Genomic DNA, 22,998 nt, shown 5'->3' with positions numbered 1-22,998 from the left:
CTTTTTTAGGCTAAAACTGAGTGTGGTTGGTCAGCATGCTTCGGTTCTACTTACCTATTTCGTGCCGAAACAACCTACCTCAAGGGCATGTGGAACGATAAATGCCCGAAAATACCTTTGGAAAAAATAGGAACACTATTCATGAGAGCATTACTGAAACCTATAACTGCAGGGCTGTTGTTAGCATTATGCCAACCCGTCTTTGCCGCAAGTACAGCAACCGGTGGTTATGCCACCACCGCTGGCGGTAACGTTACCGGTGCCGTCAGTAAAACGGCATCATCCATGCAAGATATTATCGATATCATTGCGGCCGCCCGATACGACGCCGCTGGCAAGAAAGTCTCAACCGGTGCCTATCCGCTAATCATCACCTACACCGGTAACGAAGACTCGCTGATCAATGCTGCTGCCGCCAATATCTGCGGTCAGTGGAGCAAAGATGCCCGCGGTGTAGAAGTCAAGAATTTCACCAAGGGTCTGACCATCATTGGTGCCAATGGTTCTTCTGCCAACTTCGGGATTTGGATCGTCAAATCCTCTGATGTCGTAGTACAGAACATGCGTATGGGCTATATGCCGGGCGGAGCCAGTGATGGTGATGCGATCCGCGTGGATGCCTCACCCAATGTCTGGATTGATCACAATGAAATTTTCGCTCAAAACCATGAATGTGACGGCACGCCTGATGGAGACACCACGTTTGAATCCGCGGTAGATATCAAGAAAGCGTCTACTTATGTCACCGTTTCCTATAACTACATTCATGGCATCAAGAAAGTCGGTCTTGATGGCTCCAGTTCCAGCGATACCGGTCGTAACATCACCTATCACCACAATATTTACAGCGATGTGAATGCACGTTTACCACTGCAACGTGGCGGTCTGGTGCATGCCTACAACAACCTGTATACAGGTATTACCAGTTCAGGTCTGAACGTGCGTCAAAACGGCCATGCGCTAATCGAAAGCAACTGGTTTGAAAATGCAGTGAACCCGGTAACGTCCCGTTATGATGGCTCCAATTTCGGTAAGTGGGATCTACGTAACAACAACATTACCAAACCTGCCGACTTCACTACCTACAACATTACCTGGACTGCCGATACCAAAGCTTATGTAAATGCGGACGACTGGACTACCACGGAGGCCTACCCATCCAGCATTCCTTACAGCTATAGCCCGGTCAGCGCCCAGTGCGTAAAAAACAAACTGGCTAACTATGCCGGTGTCAGTAAGAACCTGGAAACCTTGACCAGCTCAGCCTGTAACTAAACCGTTCCCCGCCCGGAATTGATCTCATGGCGGCAGAGAACATTACACAACTGACGCTGTGAATACGATGCTTTTATCTGGGCAGACAACGAACAGATGTGACCTGAGCGAGCGATGTCGGCTCGCTCATTTTTTATGAAAAAACACTACATTGGAGTAAACAGCGATGAAATGTAATCTTTTATTTGCTGTATTATTTGGCACTTGCGTGTTGGCGGCTAACGCTGCAACAACCGCAGCGCCTGACTTAAAAGGATTTGGTACCGATACTGTGGCTGGCAGCGGCGGCAAGATTATCCGTGTCACCACTCTCGCCTCCACCGGTACGGGCTCACTGCGTACAGCACTGGCCACAAAAGGCGCGCGTATTATTGTTTTCGAAGTCGGTGGAATCATTGATCTGGATGAATATGACCTGAAACTAACAGAACCCTTTGTGACGATTGCTGGTCAAACCGCGCCATCACCAGGCATCACGCTGATCCGCGGCGGTATGTCCATTTCAACGCACGATGTACTGATGCAACACATCCGCTTCCGCATTGGTGACGCAGGTCACGCCAAGAAGAGCGGTTTTGAAAAAGACGTCTCTCTTTATGGCCCCAACGCCTATAACGTCGTGGTCGATCATTGCAGTTTCGCCTGGGGAACTGACGAAAACCTGTCGGTTTCCGGCCCCCGTTACGATGGTCAGTCAGGTACGGCCCATAATGTTACCTTTTCAAACAATATCATCGCCGAAGGCCTTTATGACTCCAGCCATTCCAAGGGCATCCACTCCATGGGAACACTGGTTCATGATAACGTGACCAATGCCGCCATTATCGGCAACCTCTATGCCCAGAATAACGAACGCAATCCCTGGTTTAAGGGCAACGCCACTGGCGTTATCGTCAATAACCTGATCTATAATCCCGGCAAATGGGCCATTCGGATGGGGGCGATACAAAGTGAGTGGGAAGGACGTACTCTGCCCGATAAGCCAAAAGTCGCCATCGTAGGTAACGTGATGTATCACGGTAAAAACACCCAATCCGGTCTGTCATTGGTCGGCAGCAATACCACAGGGGGTAATGTCTGGATGAGCGATAACCTGGCTTATGATACTGCGGGGAACGCTGTGGCCCAGACCTCTGGCACTGGCATCAGCCTGCTGAAATCCGCGCCGGTCTGGCCTACCGGGCTGACCGCCATCCGTTCCGGTTCCGTAGTCAATCAGGTCACGCAAAAGGTGGGGGCTCGTCCGCTGGATCGCGATGCGGTAGATAAACGCATTATCAGTAACTTCCAGAAGCGCACGGGTTCTTTTATCGACAGCCAGGATGATGTCGGCGGCTATCCCACTGCCTCCGCCACTAAACGCACACTGACAGTACCATCCAGTAATGTAGACGAATGGCTGCAAACCATGGCAAAAGCACTGGAATAATGCCTATTCACCATACCTGAGTACAACCAGGGGAACCATTCATGGTTTCCCCTGAGGCTGGCAATGTTCAGCTATCAGGGAAAGTGCCCTTCGGTGCGCTATGCTCAGATATCTGGAGCTTAAAAAATATTATCAATCAGATGTATCATGCCAGCTTTCCACCAATATCACGCCAGCACCAGATATGCATTTTTACTGTAAAAGCCATACATTTTCAGCAAGATTACATCTTTTACACCAGATATTGACATTAAACTATTGGCAAACAGTACAGACATGCCAATATATGCCGATAAAAACGTTAGCCTGAATCACATCATATGGTTTAACAGACACAAACAACGGGTCTAATACCAACCACACACTTATGTTGCCGAGTTTGATCAAAGGCGACACGATCTGCTGTCTCTGTTCTGGTGCCAGATCCTTCAGTCGATAACAGCATCACGATGAATTTCAGAGCATAACCAGCATCCCTTGATGTGACGGGACATTCAGCATAATTACCGATGAGCACACCATCTCAATATTTCATAACGTGCGCAGGTTAATAACAGTATTTTTTGATTTTCACTTTGAGGTGACGGATGAAAGTTGATATCCCAACTATGTTTATGATGCTCATTGCCATCTGTCTTATTCTCGCCATCTGCGTGCGCTGGTTTGTTCACAGCCAGAATGATCAAGGGCTCGAGATTTGTTTCTGGTCTATGATTTTTTTTGCCTGCGGCTTATCTTTGTTGCTGCTTCGACACCACGTTCCTGATGTTATTTCTATTGTGCTCGCCAATACCATCGTAACAGCGGGTTATTCTCTGCTTTTACTCTCCGTCATTCGCTTTCAAAAACGAAAAGTCTCACCCTGGGTGCTCTGGGGACCTATTCTTTTCATTCTGATAGCATTCAGTCTGGTTATAGAAAGTATATATTTACGGCTGCTAATTAATGCCGCGGTTTCTTTTATACAAAGCGCAACTATTATCTACTACCTCCTATCTCAGGACGCCTCGCAGCCTTCAAGGGGAAGAAATCTGATGGTGTTAGGTTTAGGTATCAATCTACTGGCGCTGGTCGGGCGGTTGGTAGCCACCATCATTCAGAATAATCAACAATATGGCTTGCTCAACAACTCGTTTCATCAGTTCATTTTTAATTTTTCCAATATCCTTACGCTGATGTTTGTGGTCAACGGGATGATGATGATGGCAAAAGATCGGTCAGATCATCTGAATAGTCTGATGGTGAGACAAGATAATCTGACCGGATGCTGGAACCGCATCCGCATTCAGGAAATCGCCCAGCAGGAAATGGCTCGGTTGGAGCGTTACGGGCACCCGGTATCCCTGTTGATGATCGACCTGGATAATTTTAAAAAGATCAATGACAAATTCGGGCATGCGGCTGGAGATACCATACTATGCGGCTTTGTGAATACGGCCTGGCAATCGTTGCGGACAACAGATGTACTGGGGCGCTGGGGAGGTGAAGAGTTCGTGGCAATATTGCCATCCACCGGACTGGCTGGCGCCATAGAAACAGCGGAACGCATTCTTTCCTCGCTGGAAACACAGATCTTCCCCAACTCGATTCAGATAACAGCCAGCATTGGCATCGCCATCGGTCAATCGACAGACAGCTGGTCAGATTGGCTTGGGCGGGCTGATGCCGCACTTTACCGGGCAAAAGCCAATGGACGTAACCGAGTGGAGCTGGAAACTCTTGAAACGGCAGAAGAGAACGATATAAACAGGCAAGACGCTCATCTGGTTACACTGACCTGGCGCAGCACCTACGAAACGGGTTACGCGGAAATAGACATGCAGCACCGTTTACTTTTTGATAAGGCTAATAATTTCCTGCAACTGATTTTGCAAAAATCCTCGCCGGAGGTATTGGTTGAGTATGCCAGCAGACTGGCTGATGACATTAGACGACACATGCAGGATGAGGAGTCGTTTCTGTGGGACAAACAGCATCCGATGGCAGCATCACACGCCGTTATACACAATAAGCTGCTAGCACAAGTTGACGAGATGATAGCGTGCTGTCAACAAGGGCAGATCGGTAGCATAGAACTATTCCACTATATCGTTTACGAGGTCATCGCCCAGCATATGCTGATTGAAGATCAAAAATTAAATATTGCCACACCGCCCTGACCAGGCAGGAAGCGAACTTCCTGCCAGAGTCACTAGTTACTTATTTTTTAAAACTTTTGCCGACTGAATGACAATCGGCTTGGTGGGAACATTCTGATAAGGACCGACATTTTCGGTTTGCATCTGAGAAATCTTATCCGCCACATCCATCCCTTTTACTACCTTGCCAAATACTGCATAACCGAAATCGCGCTGACCATGATCCAGAAAAGCGTTATCTGCAACATTGATAAAGAACTGACTGGTAGCACTGTCTTTCTCAGCAGTGCGCGCCATAGCGATCGTACCCCGCAGGTTGCGCAAACCGTTATCCGCTTCGTTTTTAATCGCCGGATTAACCGCCTTCGGTTTCATATTGCTGTCAAATCCCCCGCCTTGAATCATAAAACCAGGGATAACACGGTGGAACGTTGTGCCGTTATAGAATCCGCTATTCACATAATCCACGAAGTTTTTCACCGAAACTGGGGCTTTTTGATCGTCCAGCGCCAATTCAATGTTCCCGGCTGACGTAGTAAGCAGCACATAAGTAGAGGTAGGGGTTGCAGCAAACGCGGGCGAGAATGCGGTTAAAGAAAGAACCGTTGCGACCGCTGCCAGTATACGTTTTGACATGAAGAATTCCTTTTTGAGAGCCAAGCACTGAAAGCGTAATGATTGTAAATAGCCCTATACTCCAGCGCTACCCATTTACCTTTTTTTACGAAGTATCGAGAACCAGGCTATAGAGAAAGTGGCTACTTATCGATGTGGTAAACCGTAAAAATCAGGAATATGACAAATGGATCACCAATATAAATTATCCCCCGCTTTCGCGGGGGATAATTTCCATGATAAGAAACTACAGCTTAATCGGCTTGATATGCCAGATTTCGTCAGCATATTCCTGGATGGTGCGATCCGAAGAGAAATACCCCATATTGGCAATATTATGCAGTGTACGACGCGTCCATTCCTCCTCATCGCCATACAACTCATCCACCTTGTCCTGTGTGTCCACATAGCTGCGGTAATCCGCCAGTAACTGGTAGTGATCACCGAAGTTCACCAGTGAATCGAACAGGTCAGCATAGCGATGCGGTTCATCAGGGCTGAAAACGCCGGTGGCAATTTGGGTCAGTGTCCGATGTAACTCTGCATCACGATCATAGTAAATCCGTGGGTTGTAGCCATTGCGGCGCAACTCCTCCACCTGCTCAGCCGTGTTACCGAAAATAAAAATATTATCTTCGCCCACATGCTCCAGCATCTCCACGTTGGCACCATCCAACGTACCAATTGTCAGTGCGCCGTTAAGTGCAAATTTCATATTGCTGGTACCGGATGCTTCCGTACCCGCCAGCGAAATCTGCTCCGAAAGATCCGCTGCTGGAATGATAATCTGTGCCAGACTGACACCGTAGTTAGGGATAAAAATGATCTTCAGTTTATCCTGCACCAATGGGTCATTATTGACCACTTTCGCTACATCATTGATCAGATTGATAATGTGTTTAGCACTGTAGTATGCCGACGCCGCTTTACCGGCAAAAATAGCCACACGCGGAACACGCTCCGTGTCCATGTCATCTTTGATACGGTTATATAGCGTGATCAGGTGTAATACATTTAGCAATTGCCGTTTGTATTCGTGAATGCGTTTGATCTGCACATCAAACAGCGCATTCGGATCAATCACAACATTCATATGCTCTGCCACATAAATCGCCAACCGCTTCTTGTTATCCAGCTTGGCCTTGCGCACTTTCTGAATAAAAGCCGGATAGTCAATATGCTGTTTCAAATCGTCCAATTGACTAAGGTCAGTACGCCAGGTTTGTCCAATAGAGTCATCCAACACTTTGGACAGAGCCGGATTGGAAAGCGCCAGCCAGCGACGTGGCGTGACACCATTGGTTTTGTTGCAGAAACGGTCCGGAAAAAGCCGGGCAAAATCCGCAAACAGCGAGTGCACCATCAGATCAGAATGTAACTGGGAGACGCCATTGACCTTGTGACAACAGATGACTGCCAGCCAGGCCATGCGCACTTGCCGCCCATGCGTTTCATCAATGACGGAGACGCGAGCCAATAATTCATTATCATCAGGATAACGTGCCTGTACATCATCCAGAAACTGTTCATTAATTTCGAAAATCAGTTGCAGATGACGCGGCAGGATTTTACCTAGCATATCCACCGGCCAGGTTTCCAGCGCTTCGCTCATCAGGGTGTGGTTGGTGTAGGAGAAGACTTTGGTCACTATCTCCCATGCGGCATCCCATTTGAATTTATGCTCATCAAGCAACAGGCGCATCAACTCCGGAATAGCCAGCACCGGGTGCGTATCATTCAGATGGATGGCAAATTTTTCAGCCAGATTGTCATAGGTTTTGTGCATCATCCAGTGACGGATGAGAATATCCTGCACTGTCGCCGAAACCAGAAAATACTCCTGGCGTAAACGTAGCTCACGGCCAGAATAGGTGGAATCATCCGGATAAAGTACACGAGACACATTTTCCGAGTGATTTTTATCTTCCACCGCCGCGAAGTAGTCGCCCTGATTGAATTTACCCAGGTTGATTTCGTTACTGGCCTGCGCGGCCCACAACCGCAAGGTGTTAGTGGCATCGGTATCATAACCGGGGATAATCTGGTCATAGGCACAGGCAACAATTTCTTCCGTTTCCAGCCAGCGGACTTTGCTGCCTTCCTGCTGAAGACGTCCGCCAAAACGCACTTTATAACGCGTGCTATGGCGCACAAACTCCCAGGCGTTACCGTATTCCAGCCAGTAATCCGGCGACTCGGCCTGACGACCATTAACAATATTCTGCTTGAACATACCGTATTCATAGCGAATACCATAGCCGCGCCCCGGCAGTGCCATGGTCGCCATCGAATCCAGAAAACAGGCAGCCAGACGCCCGAGACCACCGTTCCCCAGTCCTGGGTCATACTCCTCCTCCAGCAGCTCATCCAGGTCCAATCCCATGGCATCCAGGGCGGCTTTCAAGTCGTCATATTGCCCCATCGCCAGCAGTGCGTTAGATAGGGTTCTCCCTAACAAAAACTCCATCGACAGATAATAAACCTGCCGGACATCCTGGGACAGTTGAGCCCGATTGGAACGTAACCAGCGTTCTACCATCCGATCGCGCACCGCCAACAATGTCGCATTCAACCAGTCGTGCTTATTAGCAATGCTGGGGTCTTTACCGACGGTAAACATGAGTTTGTAAGCGATAGAGTGTTTCAGCGCTTCAACACTGAGTGTTGGTGAATTATAAATAAACGGAGAGTTCATAATATTCCTTTCCCACTGATGCGTGACTACCACAGACGTTGATAAAGCGCACGATAGGCCTGAGCAGAGACCTGCCAGCTAAAATCCATCGCCATCGCCTGACGTTGTACATATCGCCACAGCGATGGACGCGACCATAATACAAAAACCCGACGAATCGCCCGCGCCAGCGATGCTGCATTGCAATCGCTGAAGACAAATCCACTCGCCAGGCCATCGGCCAGATTTTCCAGCGAGCAGTCCGCTACCGTATCTGCCAGTCCTCCCGTGCGGCGCACCAGCGGTAACGTACCGTATTTCAGGCCGTAGAGCTGGGTTAAACCACAGGGTTCAAACCGACTAGGAACCATAATGACATCCGCGCCGCCAATAATGCGGTGCGAAAATGCTTCGTGATAACCAATCTGGACACCGACCCGGCCATGATATTCCGCCGCCGCCGCCAGAAAGCTTTCCTGCAAGATGGCATCTCCCGCCCCCAGAACCACCAGTTGCCCGCCCTGATCCAGCAATTCGGGCACGGTTTCCAATGCAATATCCAGACCTTTCTGGTTGGTAAGACGACTGACAATGGCAAAAACCGGTATTTTGTCATCGACCGTCAATCCCATAGCCGTTTGCAGATGTTGCTTGTTTTCCGCTTTTCGCGACAGTACATCGCGGTCATACGTACTGATCAGTAACGGGTCGTGGGCCGGATTCCATATCATATCGTCCACACCGTTGAGAATACCGGAAAGGCGGCCTTCCTCTTCCCGGGCTTTCAGTAATCCTTCCATCCCGTAGCCATATTCTGCCTGGGTAATTTCATGGGCGTAAGTCGGGCTGACGGTAGTGACATGATCGGCATAGTACAGCCCCGCCTTCAGGTACGAAATCTGTCCGTAAAACTCCAGACCATAAACATGAAAGTACTCCATCGGCAAATTCAGCTCCGACATATGCCGGGCCTCAAACAATCCCTGATACGCCAGGTTATGGACGGTAAACACCGATTTTGCCGGGTGCCCACGCGCCGCCAGATAAGCGCAGGTCAATCCTGCATGCCAATCATGAGCATGAACAATATCTGGTCGCCAGAATGGATCAATGCCACAAGCCATTTCCGCGCCTATCCAGCCCAGCAAGGCAAAACGCAGATAGTTATCAGTATAAGCATACAGCGACGTATCATGATAAGGGCTGCCGGCACGGGCATAAAGATGTGGTACATCAATAAGATAAATGCCTACACCATTAAAATGCCCATAGCGCACCGTCACATGCCCGGCAAATGTATCCAGTTCACGGACCACCTGAGTGTCAGGTATGCCTTTTTTCAGATCGGGAAATGCGGGCAACAGTACCCGTACATCCATACCAGCCTCAATCTGTGCCGTAGGCAACGCGCCAACGACATCTGCCAGCCCCCCCGTTTTCAACAACGGGAACAATTCAGAACATACATGTAATACCCGCATTATTACTCCCGTTTGAGCATCCGCTTTATTGTTCGTATTGGATCACATCACAGACCTATCCACACCATCCGGGTTTATCCGCCACGCTAACGGTAAACTATTTCAGTTTTGCCAACATCGCTCGTGTTACCAGCACGATGCCCTCATCAGATCGATAAAAACGCCGGATGTCCTCCTCTGCGTTTTCACCAATGATCATGCCTTCCGGAATTTCACAGGCCCGGTCAATAATACAGCGATGCAAGCGGCAGGAACGTCCTATCGTGACGTCTGGCAGTAACACCGAAGAGTCGATGCTACAAAATGAATTCACTCGCACTCGCGGGAACAAAACGGAGTGCGTCACCACCGAGCCAGAGACAATACAACCACCTGACACCAGAGAATTCATGGTCAATCCGTGACTGCCTGAACGATCCTGCACAAACTTGGCGGGAGGCATGGCATCCATCGCCGAGCGCATCGGCCAGTTGTGGTCATACATATCCAACTCCGGCATTACCGAAGCCAGATCAAGATTCGCACGCCAATAGGCTTCCAGCGTGCCAACATCCCGCCAGTACGGCGGTGCATTCTCATTGGAAGTAACACAGGAAAGGGAAAAAGGATGTGCCCAAGCCAGGCCCTGTTCGACAATTTTCGGGATCAGGTCTTTGCCAAAGTCATGACTGGAATCCGACTGACACACGTCCTCTTCAAGGCGCCGATAGAGAAACTCCGCATTAAAAACATAAATGCCCATGCTCGCCAGCACCTTGTCTGGATGACCCGGCATAGGCGTCGGTTGTTTCGGCTTTTCGGCAAAACTGACAATACGGTCATCTTTATCCACACTCACAATGCCGAATGCGCTGGCTTCGTTCAGCGGCACTGGCAGGCAGGCCACCGAGCATTCCGCGCCTTTCTCTACGTGGTCAAGCAGCATGCGTGAATAATCCATTTTGTAGATATGATCGCCGGCCAAAATCACCACATATTCGGCCCGATAGCGCCGGATAATATCCAGGTTATGGCAGACGGCATCGGCAGTACCGCGATACCATTGATCATTCCCATCATGCCGTTGCTGTGCGGGCAATAAATCGACAAACTCGTTCATCTCCGCATTGAGGAACGACCAGCCACGTTGGATATGCTGTACCAGAGTATGAGATTGGTACTGCGTAATCACCCCAATGCGCCGAATACCAGAATTCAGGCAGTTTGACAGAGCGAAATCAATAATCCGGTATTTCCCTCCGAAATGAACCGCGGGTTTGGCACGCAGAGCAGTTAAATCTTTCAGTCTCGTTCCCCGGCCACCAGCCAGAATTAGTGCTACAGATTTTAGTGGAAGCTGTCGGGCAAGCATCATAGGATCATTTTTTTCAGCACTAACCATATCGGACTCCTTTTCACTTCTTCACAAGAACACACACTGCATGCGCTTTTCCGTGCCATATCCGGTTATCAATCGGATTTTCTGTTGCATCAAACGGCGAGGACACCTGCCATTCGCCTTCCGGCAGGATCATGTCGCATGCTTGCGGGCAAGCGTTAATCAGTAATAGCCAACGTTCGGAAAGTTGTATTTGTATCCGGTGCTCCCCTTGTTCCCATTCGTGCGGCGTCAATGGCTCTCCCTGTGTATTCAGCCACTGCACGACATTCTCGTCAGCACGCCACCACGACTCCTTTTGCAATGCCGGGATCGATTTTCGTAAACTGATCAGCCCGGCAGTGAACGCAATCAATGTTTTATCTGCATCCAGCCACTCTAGCCAGGTCATCAAATTATCCTGGCAGTAGGCATTGTTATTGCCTTGCTGGCTGTGCCCAAACTCGTCGCCCGCCAACAGCATCGGCGTTCCCTGAGATAACAAGAGTGTGGTCAGCAATGCCTGCTGACTGACTCGCCGCCGGAGCTGTGTTTCTGTATCCGCATCCAGCCCTTCGATCCCGTGGTTATAACTGAAATTGCTGTTGGCCCCGTCCCGGTTATGCTCGCCGTTGGCTCCGTTATGTTTATGGTTGAAGCTCACCAGGTCGCACAAAGTAAAACCATCGTGGGCGGTAAGCATATTGATCGAGGCCCAAGGCTCTCGACCATGATGTTCAAATACATCGCTGGAGGCGGCAAAACGACGGGCAAACTCACCCAGAGACAGAGTGCCGTGTAACCAAAAACGGCGCATATCATCGCGGTAACGATCATTCCATTCTGCAAACAGCAGTGGAAATTTTCCTAACTGATAACCGCCGCAACCGATATCCCACGGTTCGGCAATCAACTTGCAACCTCGCAGTCGATGATGTTGTTGCAGGACAGTAAATAATGGCGCGGAAGTGCTGAAATCCGGTATACGTCCCATAACCGTTGCCAGATCAAAACGAAAACCATCCACATGGCACTCTTCATGCCAGAAAATCAAACAGTCCATCACCCAATCGACAACCGCCGGATGATCCAGGCGCATCACATTGCCGCAACCGGTCCAGTTTTTATAGGTCCCGTCCTGATTCAGCCAGTAATAGCTGGCGTTATCGATACCGCGCAACGAGAGTGTCGGGCCGTAGATATCCAGTTCTGCGCTGTGATTGAAAACCACATCCAGAATCACTTCGATACCCGCGTTATGTAGTAGCCGCACCGCCTCACGGAACTCATTAAGCGGATCATCACTGGCTGACAGACTGTTATCCACCGCGAACGGCAGCAGCATGTTATAACCCCAGTAATTACGTAGTCCCAACTCTTGCAGGCGTGGTTCATCGGCATGCTGCTGAATGGGCATCAGCTCTAGTGTGGTAATGCCGAGGTGGGTCAGATAATCCAATATCAGCGGATGCGCCAGTGCCGCATAGGTGCCACGAATTGCCGAAGGGATCTGCGTATACCGCTTGGTCAACCCGCGCACATGGGCCTCGTAAATCACGGTTTTCCCCCAGGGAACTTGCGGAAAACGGTCATCCTGCCAGTCATAATCGTCGTCAATCACCACGCATTTGGGCATAACGCAGGCGCTGTCACGTTCATCACGTCGTTCATGGCCGCCATGCAGAATCTCATCATCCACGACCTGACCATCCATCAGTCTGGCTCGAGGATCGAGCAACAGCTTGTGCGGGTTAAAACGCAATCCATTCAGCGGATCAAACGGGCCGTCAACCCGGAAACCATAACGCAACCCCGGGAGGGCGCCCGGCAGATAACCGTGCCAGATATCCCCGGTACGCCCTGTCAACGGCAGCCGTTGTTCTCGCTGGTGTTCATCAAACACACACAGTTCAACCCGCTCCGCTCCGGCAGAAAACAGGGCAAAATTGACGCCGTTACCATCAAAGTGCGATCCTAACGGCGTCGAATGACCTTCTCGCAGTACCGTCACTCGCCCTCCCTGACCAGATATAAGGTGGCCAATGGCGGCAATGTCAGTACCAGTGATTGCGCACGGGTGTGGCTTCCAACCGATTCGCTGCGCACAACGCCTTCATTACCCTGATTACTGCCGTGGTAATACCATGAATCCGTATTCAGCACTTCCCGCCAGGGGCCCGGCTGATTGATGCCAATACGATAGCCATAGCGCGGCACCGGCGTAAAGTTGCTGACAATCAGCATCTCCTTACCTTCTCCATCGCGCCGGATAAAAGCAAAAACGGAATTTTCGCAGTCATCCACCACCACCCACTCAAATCCCTGCGGCTGGTAGTCGCACTGGTAAAGTGGCGTATGCTGGCGATAACAGTGGTTGAGATCTCGCACCAGATGCTGCACACCGCTATGCCAGCCCTCCGGCTCGTCCAGCAAATGCCAGTCCAGACTGGTGTCGTAGTTCCATTCATTGCCCTGGGCGAATTCCCCCCCCATGAACAATAATTTCTTGCCGGGATACGCCCACATAAAACCGTAATAGGCACGCAAATTGGCAAACTTTTGCCAGGCGTCACCTGGCATACGATCCAACAACGAATGTTTGCCGTGCACCACTTCATCGTGAGAAAGCGGTAGGATAAAATTTTCGCTGTAAGCGTAAAGCATGCCGAAAGTCAGTAGATCGTGATGGTACTTACGATGCACCGGATCAAGCTGCATATAGGACAGCGTGTCGTGCATCCAGCCCATGTTCCATTTGTAGTGGAAACCCAACCCGTTATTCTCCGGCGGTAACGTGACGCCGGGATAATCCGTCGACTCCTCAGCAGCGGTGATCACTCCGGGACAGTTCTGACCCAGTACCTGGTTGGTGTATTGCAGAAAAGCAATCGCCTCCAGGTTTTCCTTGCCGCCATAATAGTTGGGCACCCATTCGCCCTCCTGACGGCTATAATCGCGGTAAATCATCGATGCCACCGCGTCCACGCGCAAGCCATCAATACCGTAGCGTTCCGTCCAGTAAAGCGCGTTACCTGCCAGATAATTGCGCACTTCATAGCGGCCATAGTTATAAATCAGTGTATTCCAGTCCTGATGGTAACCTTCCCGTGGGTCGGCATATTCATACAGTGAAGTACCATCGAAACAGGACAACCCATAACTATCCGAGGGGAAATGACCCGGCACCCAATCCAGTAACACATTGATACCCGCCTGATGAAACGTGTTTACCAGCATCTGAAACGCTTCTGGCGTACCAAAACGGCGGGTTGGTGCATATAACCCCAGCGGCTGATAACCCCAGCTACCATCAAACGGATGCTCATTGATCGGCATCAGTTCAACGTGAGTAAACCCCATCTCTTTGACATAAGGCACCAGTTGCTCGGCCAGTTCCTGATAGCTGAGCCAGAAATTATTGTCGGTATGACGTCGCCACGATCCCAGATGCACCTCATAAATGGAGATGGGTGCCTGCAGATCGTTAGCCTGCTGACGCTGCACAGAGGATGCCACCTTCTCCGGCAGAGGACTGATCAGAGAAGCGGTGTCTGGGCGCATTTGCGCTTCAAAGGCATAAGGATCCGACTTCAGCAATACATTGCCGTAACAGTCGATGATTTCGTATTTGTAAAGCTCGCCGAAAGGAACTGCGGGGAGAAACAGTTCCCATATGCCATTCTCACTACGCAGGCGCATTGGATGACGACGTCCATCCCAGAAATTGAAATTCCCTACTACCGAAACCCGTTGCGCATTGGGTGCCCACACGGCAAAACGCATACCCTCCACGCCATCCAGTGTTTCAGGATGTACGCCCATTCGTTCAAACGGGCGCAGATGACGGCCTTCCGCCAGCAGCCAGATGTCCAAATCCTGCAACAACGGACCAAAACGGTAAGGATCGTCAATCAGATACGTTTCCTTCCGCCAGATGACTGACAGACGGTAACTAAAACGTTTTTTCCGGCGAGGGATTACGGCGGAAAAAAAACCACGCTCATCCTGACAGATCAGATGTCCCACATTGTGCCCATTGCGGGCATCCACGACATGCACGTCGCTAGCATCAGGAAGCAAAGCCCGTACCTCCAGACCATTAGCAGTTTCGTGCATACCCAACACAGCAAAAGGATCGGCATAGTGGCCGGAAAAAAGGAGATCAATTACATGATGATCAGAAAACCCTGACATGGTATCCATCCTCTAATTAACCATCTGAATTCATTAAATATGTTAAAGGGATAAATGATAATATTGGTGTTATTGTCCGAATAATGATTTCTTAACCCTGTAACAAAAAAGAATTAACCTAACCCTATAAAAAATATGGCTAACCTGATGGGTTATTACTGATCGCGGCAATACCTGATACAAAAAAGTACGTTTATCAAGTTAGCCTTAAATTAGCTTAGTCAAGAAACCAAAAAATATTTAAGAAATAGCTAAACTTTTGCATCGAAATATTATAGGAATAAATTATGAATCATCATTTTACTGAACATTGATCATGCAAATGTCACGCGCCACATTAAAAGCGTAAAATCGACAGGCACCGATTAGTGAGGTACGTTCCATCATGGTTAGCCAAATCGATCTTATTCTTTCCCTCTTACAGCAAATGTGTGTTTATCTGGTTATTGCCTATCTGCTCAGCAAGACCCCGTTGTTCATTCCACTCATGCAGATCACTATTCGTCTGCCACACAAGCTGGTGTGCTACCTGACTTTTTCGATGTTCTGCATCATGGGTACGTACTTTGGTCTGCATATTGATGACTCCATTGCCAATACCCGGGCTATCGGTGCCGTACTGGGTGGCGTCCTGGGCGGCCCATCAGTAGGGTTTCTGGTGGGCCTAACCGGTGGGCTGCACCGCTATTCCATGGGCGGCATGACTGCATTGGCCTGTATGCTTTCTACTATTGTGGAAGGTCTGGTCGGTGGCCTGCTCCATCGCAGCCTGGCCCGGCGTAACCGTATCGATCAACTGTTCCAGCCATTGGTCGTGGCGCTCACTACACTGGTCGCCGAAATATTACAGATGCTCATCATCCTGCTGGTGGCTCGTCCGTTTGACCAGGCACTGGAACTGGTCAAGGACATTGCGTTGCCAATGATGATCACCAACAGCATCGGTGCCGCTATGTTTATGCGCATTCTGCTCGATCGACGAGCGATCTTCGAGAAGTATACCTCCGCATTCTCCGCCAAAGCTTTGCAAATCGCGGCACGGGCCGAAGGAGCGTTGAGACAGGGATTCAATCAACAAAACAGTATGCGTGTGGCCCGCATTCTGTATGAAGAGCTGGGCGTCGGTGCCGTGGCTATCACCGACCGGGAAAAACTGTTGGCATTTATCGGGCTGGGGGATGATCACCATAAAGTTGGTTCGCGCATTACTTCACCTCACACTCACCGGGCGATTGATAATAACCAGGTGGTCTACGCCGATGGCAATGCGGTGCCCTATACCTGCTCCATTTCCCCCCACTGTAAGCTGGGTTCAACGCTGGTCATCCCGTTGCGTGGAGAGGAGCAACGGGTGATTGGCACTATCAAACTGTACGAGCCGAAGAACAAGCTGTTTTCCAGCATTAACCGCACACTGGGCGAAGGGATTGCACATCTGCTGTCCGCACAGATTCTGGCTGGCCGCTTTGAACAACAAAAACAGTTACTGGTGCAATCCGAAATAAAATTGCTCCATGCACAGGTCAACCCTCATTTTCTGTTCAATGCGCTGAATACGCTTTCAGCGGTCATTCGCCGCAATCCAGACTATGCCCGCCATCTGGTGCTATCGCTGTCGACCTTCTTTCGCAAAAACCTCAAGCGCAGCAATGATGAGGTATCGCTAAGTGATGAGATGGAGCACGTCAACGCCTATCTGGATATTGAAAAAGCGCGCTTCGCCGATCATCTGACAGTAGATATTTCGTTGCCGGAATCACTGCTGGAAGCACGGCTACCCGCATTCTCACTGCAACCCATCGTAGAAAATGCCATCAAACATGGGACCTCCCAGATGCTGGAAAGCGGCCATATCTGCATCCGGGGACGATTACACGCCAACACGCTGGAATTGACAGTAGAAGACAATGCCGGTACCTATCAGCCACGCAGCGGCGGCGATGGATTGGGCATGAATCTGGTGGACCGCCGTATCAAAGCGCGTTACGGCCATCACTATGGCATCACCGTGGTCAGTGAGCCGGAGCAATTCACCCGTGTGGAAGTACGCGTGCCATTGACGTTACCGGATAAAGTCGAAACGTGTGGTTTTGACAACGAAAAAAAATCCGCCTAATCATCGGTGGTGGAAATAACATCTCCCTGTTTTGGGGCCATCGGTAGATAATGAATTGATCTCTTCCCGTTGTTCAGTACCGACGTAAAGTAAAGTTTTCGGCCCTTCTTCTCCATAAAAAAGAGATCAAGTTGGACTGACTTCTCCCACTATTGACATATTATCAACTCAGTAGTTTATTATTTATTATATTGTTAAACCATGGGTGAATCTATGTCATCAAAGTTAAACTGGCTTTTGCAGAAAACTGCGCCAGGTTCCTTGATATTACAGTCCTGGCTGACAAAAAATGGCATCAGCCCTTCTTTAGCTAATAAGTATATGCACAGCGACTGGTTACAAAAGCTACGTGCCGGGGTATACGTGCGGAGTGGGCGCGACCCTCAGTGGAGTGATGCCGTCCTATGCCTCCAAAATCAGCTTGGGATTTCTGTTCATCTGGCGGGGCTTACTAGCCTGACCTATCAGGGACGCTCTCATTATCTTCACTTAACACGCCAGGCGATTTGGCTTTGCGTAGAAGATAAAGCCTCATTGCCAAAGTGGTTCAAAGAATTTCCCAATGTCGAGTGGTTTTTACTTTCTAACCAGAAGCTCAATATGCATGACGAAAAATATCTGACAGAGGTTGAAATTAAAGGAGGGCGTTTGAAAGCGAGTGTGTCGGAATTAGCCGCTTACGAGATTGCTAATGCAGTCCCTGGTTCACTTTCATTTGAGCACGCTGCGGAGCTGTTTCAGGGGCTGGTAAACCTGAGTCCGCGTAAAGTCGAATTGTTGTTACAGTCCAGTCGAGCAGTGCAAACTAACCGGCTTTACCTGTTTCTGGCCGATCACTATGCTCATGCATGGGTTAAGCGAATAGATAAAGCCAACATTAACTTGGGGGCTGGGAAACGGTAGATCGTATCTGGTGGCAAGCTGGACCCAAAATATCAGATCACTGTTCCAAAGAGTTTTGTTAGCAAAGGGATCTCGCATGGATAAGCATTCACCTTATTAATGGTTTCATCACCTATCTACTGGGACACCCGCGCCCATTATCAGAGGTACTAAATCCCCGCTGGAAAGATATTTCTCTACCATATGCAAATGAATTTAATGGGATGACATTCGATGCGATCTCTCTGGAAGAACTCAATGCGATACCCAAATTAATGGTTACTGCTCTCAAAGCACAATTCACGCAGCGGGATTATGATTTTCTGATGTCTTTCAAACGTGGTGAGCCGGACTGGAATCTCGCTCCTGAAGACCAGATTCAGCATCTACCAGCGGTTAGGTGGAAGTTACGAAATATTGGTCGGATACCAAAAGATAAACATATTCAGGCGTTGGCGAAGCTTGAGACAGTTCTTGCCGAGTGGATAGAGTAGTTTATCATTTAATCTATACATTCACCCTGGGTATCACTACATGGTGATTTGTAAACCACATGCACTAATCTATCAAAGCACAGCAGCGTAGTAACAACAGATAAATCAAATTGTTATAAAAGTGTAGGTTAAAGCGTCGTTTTTACTGGTTTTATATAAATAATATTTATTTATCAGCACTTGGGTGATAAGTAACATTAAATGCGTCCGTATGAAATAGCCAATCATATGATAAATAACTATTTTTGTTTAAATAAAAGGCCCAGACTTAACCTGCCCCCAGATATTGCACAAACGTACAATAAAAATGAATAGCATCTGAATTATCGTTTCTTCAACCTGATGACGGTGATCGATTCCCCTGATTAAGATGGGGAATGTTCTGTGGTATTTGGTATAGCTGAATACGTTGAAACCACAGTTAATGTTGTTGCATATCGCCCTCAGTTTATTCAACTTTTGGTTTTGTAACAGAAAAATTGGGGATTTTAGCTGCGCTTATTCTTAGAGAATGAACGGCGTTGTATCCCCCTGAGTCAATGTTCCGCGTCTTGGAGCGAAAAGGCATTGTCACGGTATTTAAATATTTTTATTTATGGCAAAAGGCATTATTCAATCTACAGATAATATTCATGAAGTTGAATATCTCAACGTGTTAAACACTGTTGGCATCAGTGTTACAGAGCAAACAGGAGTTATGATGGAGATCTTTCTCTATGCTGTCAGTGTAATGTACAGCCCCGGTCCCGTTAATTTTATGGGTTTGAATGCTGGACTAACCGGCAATTTCAAAAAAACAGTCGGTTTTTTTATTGGCGTAGGTTTCGCAATGTTTACTCTTTTCCTGCTGTTTGGTTACACTGGAGAAGCAGTGATTTCTCATCGTTATTTACCCTATATTGCTTTAGCCGGTGCAATCTATACATTTTATTTGGCGTTAAAAATGATGACCTCTTATGTAGGGATAAATGGTTCGAAAGAGGCTACGAGAAGAAATAATCTTACTTTCTGGAATGGTTTTTTTATTCAGGCATTAAATCCCAAGGGAATGCTTGTTGTGTTACCAATAACTACAGTGATGTATCCTTCTTCTCATATCACCGGAAGTATGATCCTAACGGTTTCGGCTTTAATTTCTGTAGGCGGCGCGGGCGCACCAGGTATTTATTCTTTTATCGGATCCGTGCTCGGAGAAAGAATCACTAATGAAAAATGGTTTAATAGACTGAATAGATTGATGGGGCTGATGTTGATATCTGCTGGTGTATTTATGGCATACGATTTCTTAATTGGTGTCAATTTAATGTAAGGAAGATCATTATGTTATCCGCTAATTCTCTTGGGTACTCAGGTTGGGAAATTATGCCTGTGGCACACATTTCAAATGATATTGAACGTCAGATAATAATTTAGATACTGGTACCCAGTCAGAATATCTGAAAGGCGCTAAATTTTTGTGCCGCTTCGCTTGGTGTTTTTGCTATGAATAGATTTCCAGCGAAACGGTGTCAAACCGAATGTTTTGGTAAAGTGTCGTGACATATGGCTCTGATCAAAGAACCCCGCGATCATAGCCGCGTCGATAATCGGTTCCCCTTGCATTAAACAGGACTTCACAATATCCAGTCTGCGCATCGTTATATAACGGTGGGGGCTGGTCCCAAAAAGCAATCGGAAATCACGAGATAAACTCCAGCGGTCGCGTCCTGCTTGCTCCGCAAGTTCATCTAATGTGATGTTTCTATCCAGTGAGACGTTAATATATTCTCTGGCACGTTCTGCCGCGAGATAATCAAATGATTTATTGTTTGTTATCGACTGCCCTACCGTCTCGCTTAATGCAATGGCAAGATCGTAAAGGGCATCATCCTCTTCCATTGGGTTGATTTGGCAATCCATCTGTTGCAGTAGCGTATTGGTTGCCTGAAAAAGTCGAGGGTCGGTGGTAATCCCATTCTTGATGAAAGGAAGTGGCTTACCTTTGAGGATCTGTTGTATCAGGGCTGGTTCAACATAAATCATACGATAGCGGAAGCCTTCCTGCGTTCCAGCTTGGCCGTCGTGCTCCTCATCAGGATAGAGGACGATTGTATTACCTGGCAGACTATGTTGCATGGCGCCGCGGTAATGAAAACTTTGAACACCGGATAAGGTTCTGCCGATAGCAAAGGTATCATGGCGATGCGGATCGTAGCCATGATTTGAAAAATAGGCTTCAATTCTTTCCAGCTTACCCGACTCTGGAGCCCTGTAAACCCAATCTTTCCCGGTAGATAGTTCAACCATCTCATTCCCTCATGTACTTTGGGCACATTGCAGAAAACCAATAATTTTCTGGTACTGAGACCGAGGTAAATGGGCCCACCATTAAGCCAGATGCGGAACCATCTTGCTCATGTAACCCAGAATACGTTGTCGTTTTTTCCGATCGTAGTCCATCTCGCTCTTGTTACACACATAGGCCTTCGCGCGTAAAGCGTTTCCCATGTAGTCCCCAATTCATACTTTGGAAAAATCTTTCGGCTCAAGCTTGTAGTGGTCATTCATAATAATCTTACTAAGGTTGTCATGTGTTAGCCAGAGAAGGGCTGCCATATCAGGCCCTTTAAGTATTTTTATTCAATGCTGCCCCTTGGGCAGGAAGTTGAAGCGCACATACAAGCCTATTTGACAGCAACAAACAGGCGAGATGGTGAGGCTCAAGAGTTAGCGACTGATGCATGCAAAGCAACGGGACTCTTTTTTGAATAAAACGTTAAGCACACCGTGGTCAGTAAGCCGAAGAAATTCCCCTGCCTGGAAGTACACGTGCCATTGACGTTACCGCATAAAGCCGAAACGTGCAGTTTTGACGGCGAGAAAAAATCCGCCTAACCCTCCGTGGTGGGAATAACATCCCCTGTTTTAGAATTATCGTTAGAAACGGATACAGGATAAACCGCTTTATATAGAATAATTTTCTACGCCCCCCCTAAATAGCCGGTAATATTAAAAAAATATTCTCTACGCCACGGCGTAATATTATAGGGAAGATAAAATTACCGGACGGTTGATAGAAGCAAGAATAAATAAATTGATTGTCTTATTAGACATAAATATCAAATAACAAACTCTGTACATGTCAATAACAATGAAACCGACTAATCAGATGTTTGGGGTTTATTCCGGCGTAGCAAAGCCGGCCAAGGCATTATAATGCGCATTCCGCGTCGTATGATGCACATAGTTATATACCCCTGATCATTGAAGATGCTTGATTTTCAGGCAACAGAAGATCATGCTGTTCACCATGAAAATATTCATCACTGACCAACAAAAAGCTGAACTTGAGCGCCTTCACGATTCCAGTCGTGATAAACGTGTTTGCGATCGTATTAAAGCCATTCTTCTGGCTTCCGAAGGCTGGAGTTCGGCCATGATCGCTCAGGCTTTGCGGCTGCATCAGACAACCGTTGACCATCATATCAGCGAGTTTCTGAATAAAGGGAAACTGAAACCAGAGAATGGCGGTTCAGACAGTAAACTCAGTGCTGAAAAAACAGCCTCTTTAATCAGCCAGTTATCTGATAACGTATTTCATCAGACCCGTGATATTGTCGCGTTTGTCGCCCGGACATGGAACATCGTTTTCAGCGTTCCGGGAATGAATAAGTGGCTGCACCGTAACGGCTTTACCTACAAAAAACCGTCAGGTGTTCCCCATAAATTTAGTGAAGAGAAACAAAAACAATTCATTGAATATTATGAGGAACTGAAAGCAACTGCGGGTGATGAACCGGTTCTTTTTATTGATGCTGTCCATCCTACTCAGGCCACTAAAATCAGTTATGGCTGGATACGCAAAGGCCAGAGAAAAGCGGTAAAAACAACGGGAAGTCGTACACGGCTGAACATCATGGGGGCGCTGAATCTGAAGGCCCCGGAACACCCGCTAATCTGCGAATATAAAACGATTAATGAATACAATGTATCTCGTTTTTTCAATGAGATACGTAAGGTTTATCCTGATTATGGCCAGAAAGTTCATGTTATTCTGGATGGTGCAGGTTATCACCGTTCACAGTTAGTGAAAGAGTGGGCGGAGGTGGTAAATATAAAACTTCATTATCTCCCGCCGTACAGTCCGAACCTGAATCCGATAGAACGAATGTGGAAATTAATGAACGAACATGCCCGGAATAATCGCTACTTCAGCAGTAGCAGGGAGTTCAGGGATGCAATATCTGAATTTTTCAGCGATACGCTACCGGACATGGCGGGTTCTCTGACGTCCCGAATTAATGACCGTTTTCAGGTACTGAAATCTGCATCTTGAGGTTTATTGGGTATAAGTGGGTTAAAAA

The 22,998-nt window shown here is 48.1% G+C and carries 13 protein-coding genes and 2 pseudogenes; 8 read left to right on the top strand and 7 right to left on the bottom strand.

The features are described 5' to 3' along the window. Positions 1-141 precede the first annotated feature (141 nt). From RS889_RS01565 to RS889_RS01555, 3 genes are all read left to right on the top strand, one after another. Complete coding sequence (locus RS889_RS01565; RefSeq protein ID WP_315709101.1) at positions 142-1,275, top strand: pectate lyase family protein; 1,134 nt, start codon at positions 142-144, stop codon at positions 1,273-1,275. A 166-nt stretch (positions 1,276-1,441) separates the two neighbouring features. Beyond that, a complete protein-coding gene (locus RS889_RS01560) occupies positions 1,442-2,704 on the top strand; it encodes a pectate lyase family protein (RefSeq protein WP_315709100.1) in 1,263 nt (420 codons plus the stop codon). A 1,034-nt stretch (positions 2,705-3,738) separates the two neighbouring features. After that, positions 3,739-4,863 carry a diguanylate cyclase gene (locus tag RS889_RS01555; RefSeq protein ID WP_315709099.1) on the top strand — a complete coding sequence of 375 codons (1,125 nt, stop codon included), beginning with the start codon at positions 3,739-3,741 and terminating at the stop codon, positions 4,861-4,863. A 36-nt stretch (positions 4,864-4,899) separates the two neighbouring features. Here RS889_RS01555 and ppiA read toward each other — a convergent pair whose 3' ends face one another. The 6 genes from ppiA to glgB all read right to left on the bottom strand — a co-directional run bounded on the left by ppiA (position 4,900) and on the right by glgB (position 15,163). After that, complete coding sequence (gene ppiA / locus RS889_RS01550; RefSeq protein ID WP_315709098.1) at positions 4,900-5,478, bottom strand: peptidylprolyl isomerase A; 579 nt, start codon at positions 5,476-5,478, stop codon at positions 4,900-4,902. Positions 5,479-5,704: 226 nt separating this feature from the next. Further along, a complete protein-coding gene (gene glgP, locus RS889_RS01545) occupies positions 5,705-8,152 on the bottom strand; it encodes a glycogen phosphorylase (RefSeq protein WP_315709097.1) in 2,448 nt (815 codons plus the stop codon). A gap of 26 nt (positions 8,153-8,178) precedes the next feature. Further along, entirely contained in the window at positions 8,179-9,612 is a 1,434-nt protein-coding gene (gene glgA / locus RS889_RS01540) for a glycogen synthase GlgA (protein ID WP_315709096.1), read from the bottom strand. Positions 9,613-9,709: 97 nt separating this feature from the next. Beyond that, positions 9,710-10,993: a glucose-1-phosphate adenylyltransferase gene (gene glgC / locus RS889_RS01535; RefSeq protein ID WP_290180824.1), complete on the bottom strand. Its 1,284-nt coding sequence runs from the start codon at positions 10,991-10,993 to the stop codon at positions 9,710-9,712. Between the two features lie 13 nt (positions 10,994-11,006). Further along, positions 11,007-12,980, bottom strand: coding sequence for a glycogen debranching protein GlgX (gene glgX / locus RS889_RS01530; protein WP_315709095.1), 1,974 nt, complete (start codon positions 12,978-12,980; stop codon positions 11,007-11,009). Next, positions 12,977-15,163, bottom strand: a complete 2,187-nt coding sequence (glgB, locus tag RS889_RS01525) for a 1,4-alpha-glucan branching protein GlgB (RefSeq protein WP_315709094.1) — start codon at positions 15,161-15,163, stop codon at positions 12,977-12,979. The genes glgX and glgB overlap by 4 nt, the downstream gene beginning before the upstream one ends. 385 nt (positions 15,164-15,548) lie before the next feature. Between glgB and RS889_RS01520 the strand changes: the two genes are divergently transcribed. The 4 genes and pseudogenes from RS889_RS01520 to RS889_RS01505 all read left to right on the top strand — a co-directional run bounded on the left by RS889_RS01520 (position 15,549) and on the right by RS889_RS01505 (position 19,964). Continuing rightward, positions 15,549-17,279, top strand: coding sequence for a sensor histidine kinase (locus RS889_RS01520; RefSeq protein ID WP_315709093.1), 1,731 nt, complete (start codon positions 15,549-15,551; stop codon positions 17,277-17,279). A gap of 213 nt (positions 17,280-17,492) precedes the next feature. Next, positions 17,493-18,179, top strand: a pseudogene (locus tag RS889_RS01515) (type IV toxin-antitoxin system AbiEi family antitoxin domain-containing protein); the annotation flags it as partial. A gap of 95 nt (positions 18,180-18,274) precedes the next feature. Then, a pseudogene (locus tag RS889_RS01510) lies at positions 18,275-18,655 on the top strand (nucleotidyl transferase AbiEii/AbiGii toxin family protein); the annotation flags it as partial. 595 nt (positions 18,656-19,250) lie between these two features. Next, positions 19,251-19,964 (top strand): LysE family translocator, encoded by a 714-nt coding sequence (locus RS889_RS01505; RefSeq protein ID WP_315709092.1) that lies wholly within the window; start codon positions 19,251-19,253, stop codon positions 19,962-19,964. A gap of 137 nt (positions 19,965-20,101) precedes the next feature. Here the strand turns inward: RS889_RS01505 and RS889_RS01500 are convergent, their stop codons facing one another. Further along, complete coding sequence (locus RS889_RS01500; RefSeq protein ID WP_315709091.1) at positions 20,102-20,941, bottom strand: AraC family transcriptional regulator; 840 nt, start codon at positions 20,939-20,941, stop codon at positions 20,102-20,104. 1,003 nt (positions 20,942-21,944) lie between these two features. Between RS889_RS01500 and RS889_RS01495 the strand changes: the two genes are divergently transcribed. Further along, on the top strand, positions 21,945-22,970 hold the full coding sequence (locus tag RS889_RS01495; protein WP_315710871.1) for an IS630 family transposase: 1,026 nt from the start codon (positions 21,945-21,947) through the stop codon (positions 22,968-22,970). Positions 22,971-22,998 lie beyond the last annotated feature (28 nt).

Source organism: Brenneria uluponensis (assembly GCF_032395385.1).
Taxonomy (GTDB): domain Bacteria; phylum Pseudomonadota; class Gammaproteobacteria; order Enterobacterales; family Enterobacteriaceae; genus Prodigiosinella; species Prodigiosinella aquatilis.
The sequence above is the reverse complement of the archived record's forward strand: the minus strand, read 5'-3'. Positions and strand labels throughout refer to the sequence as shown.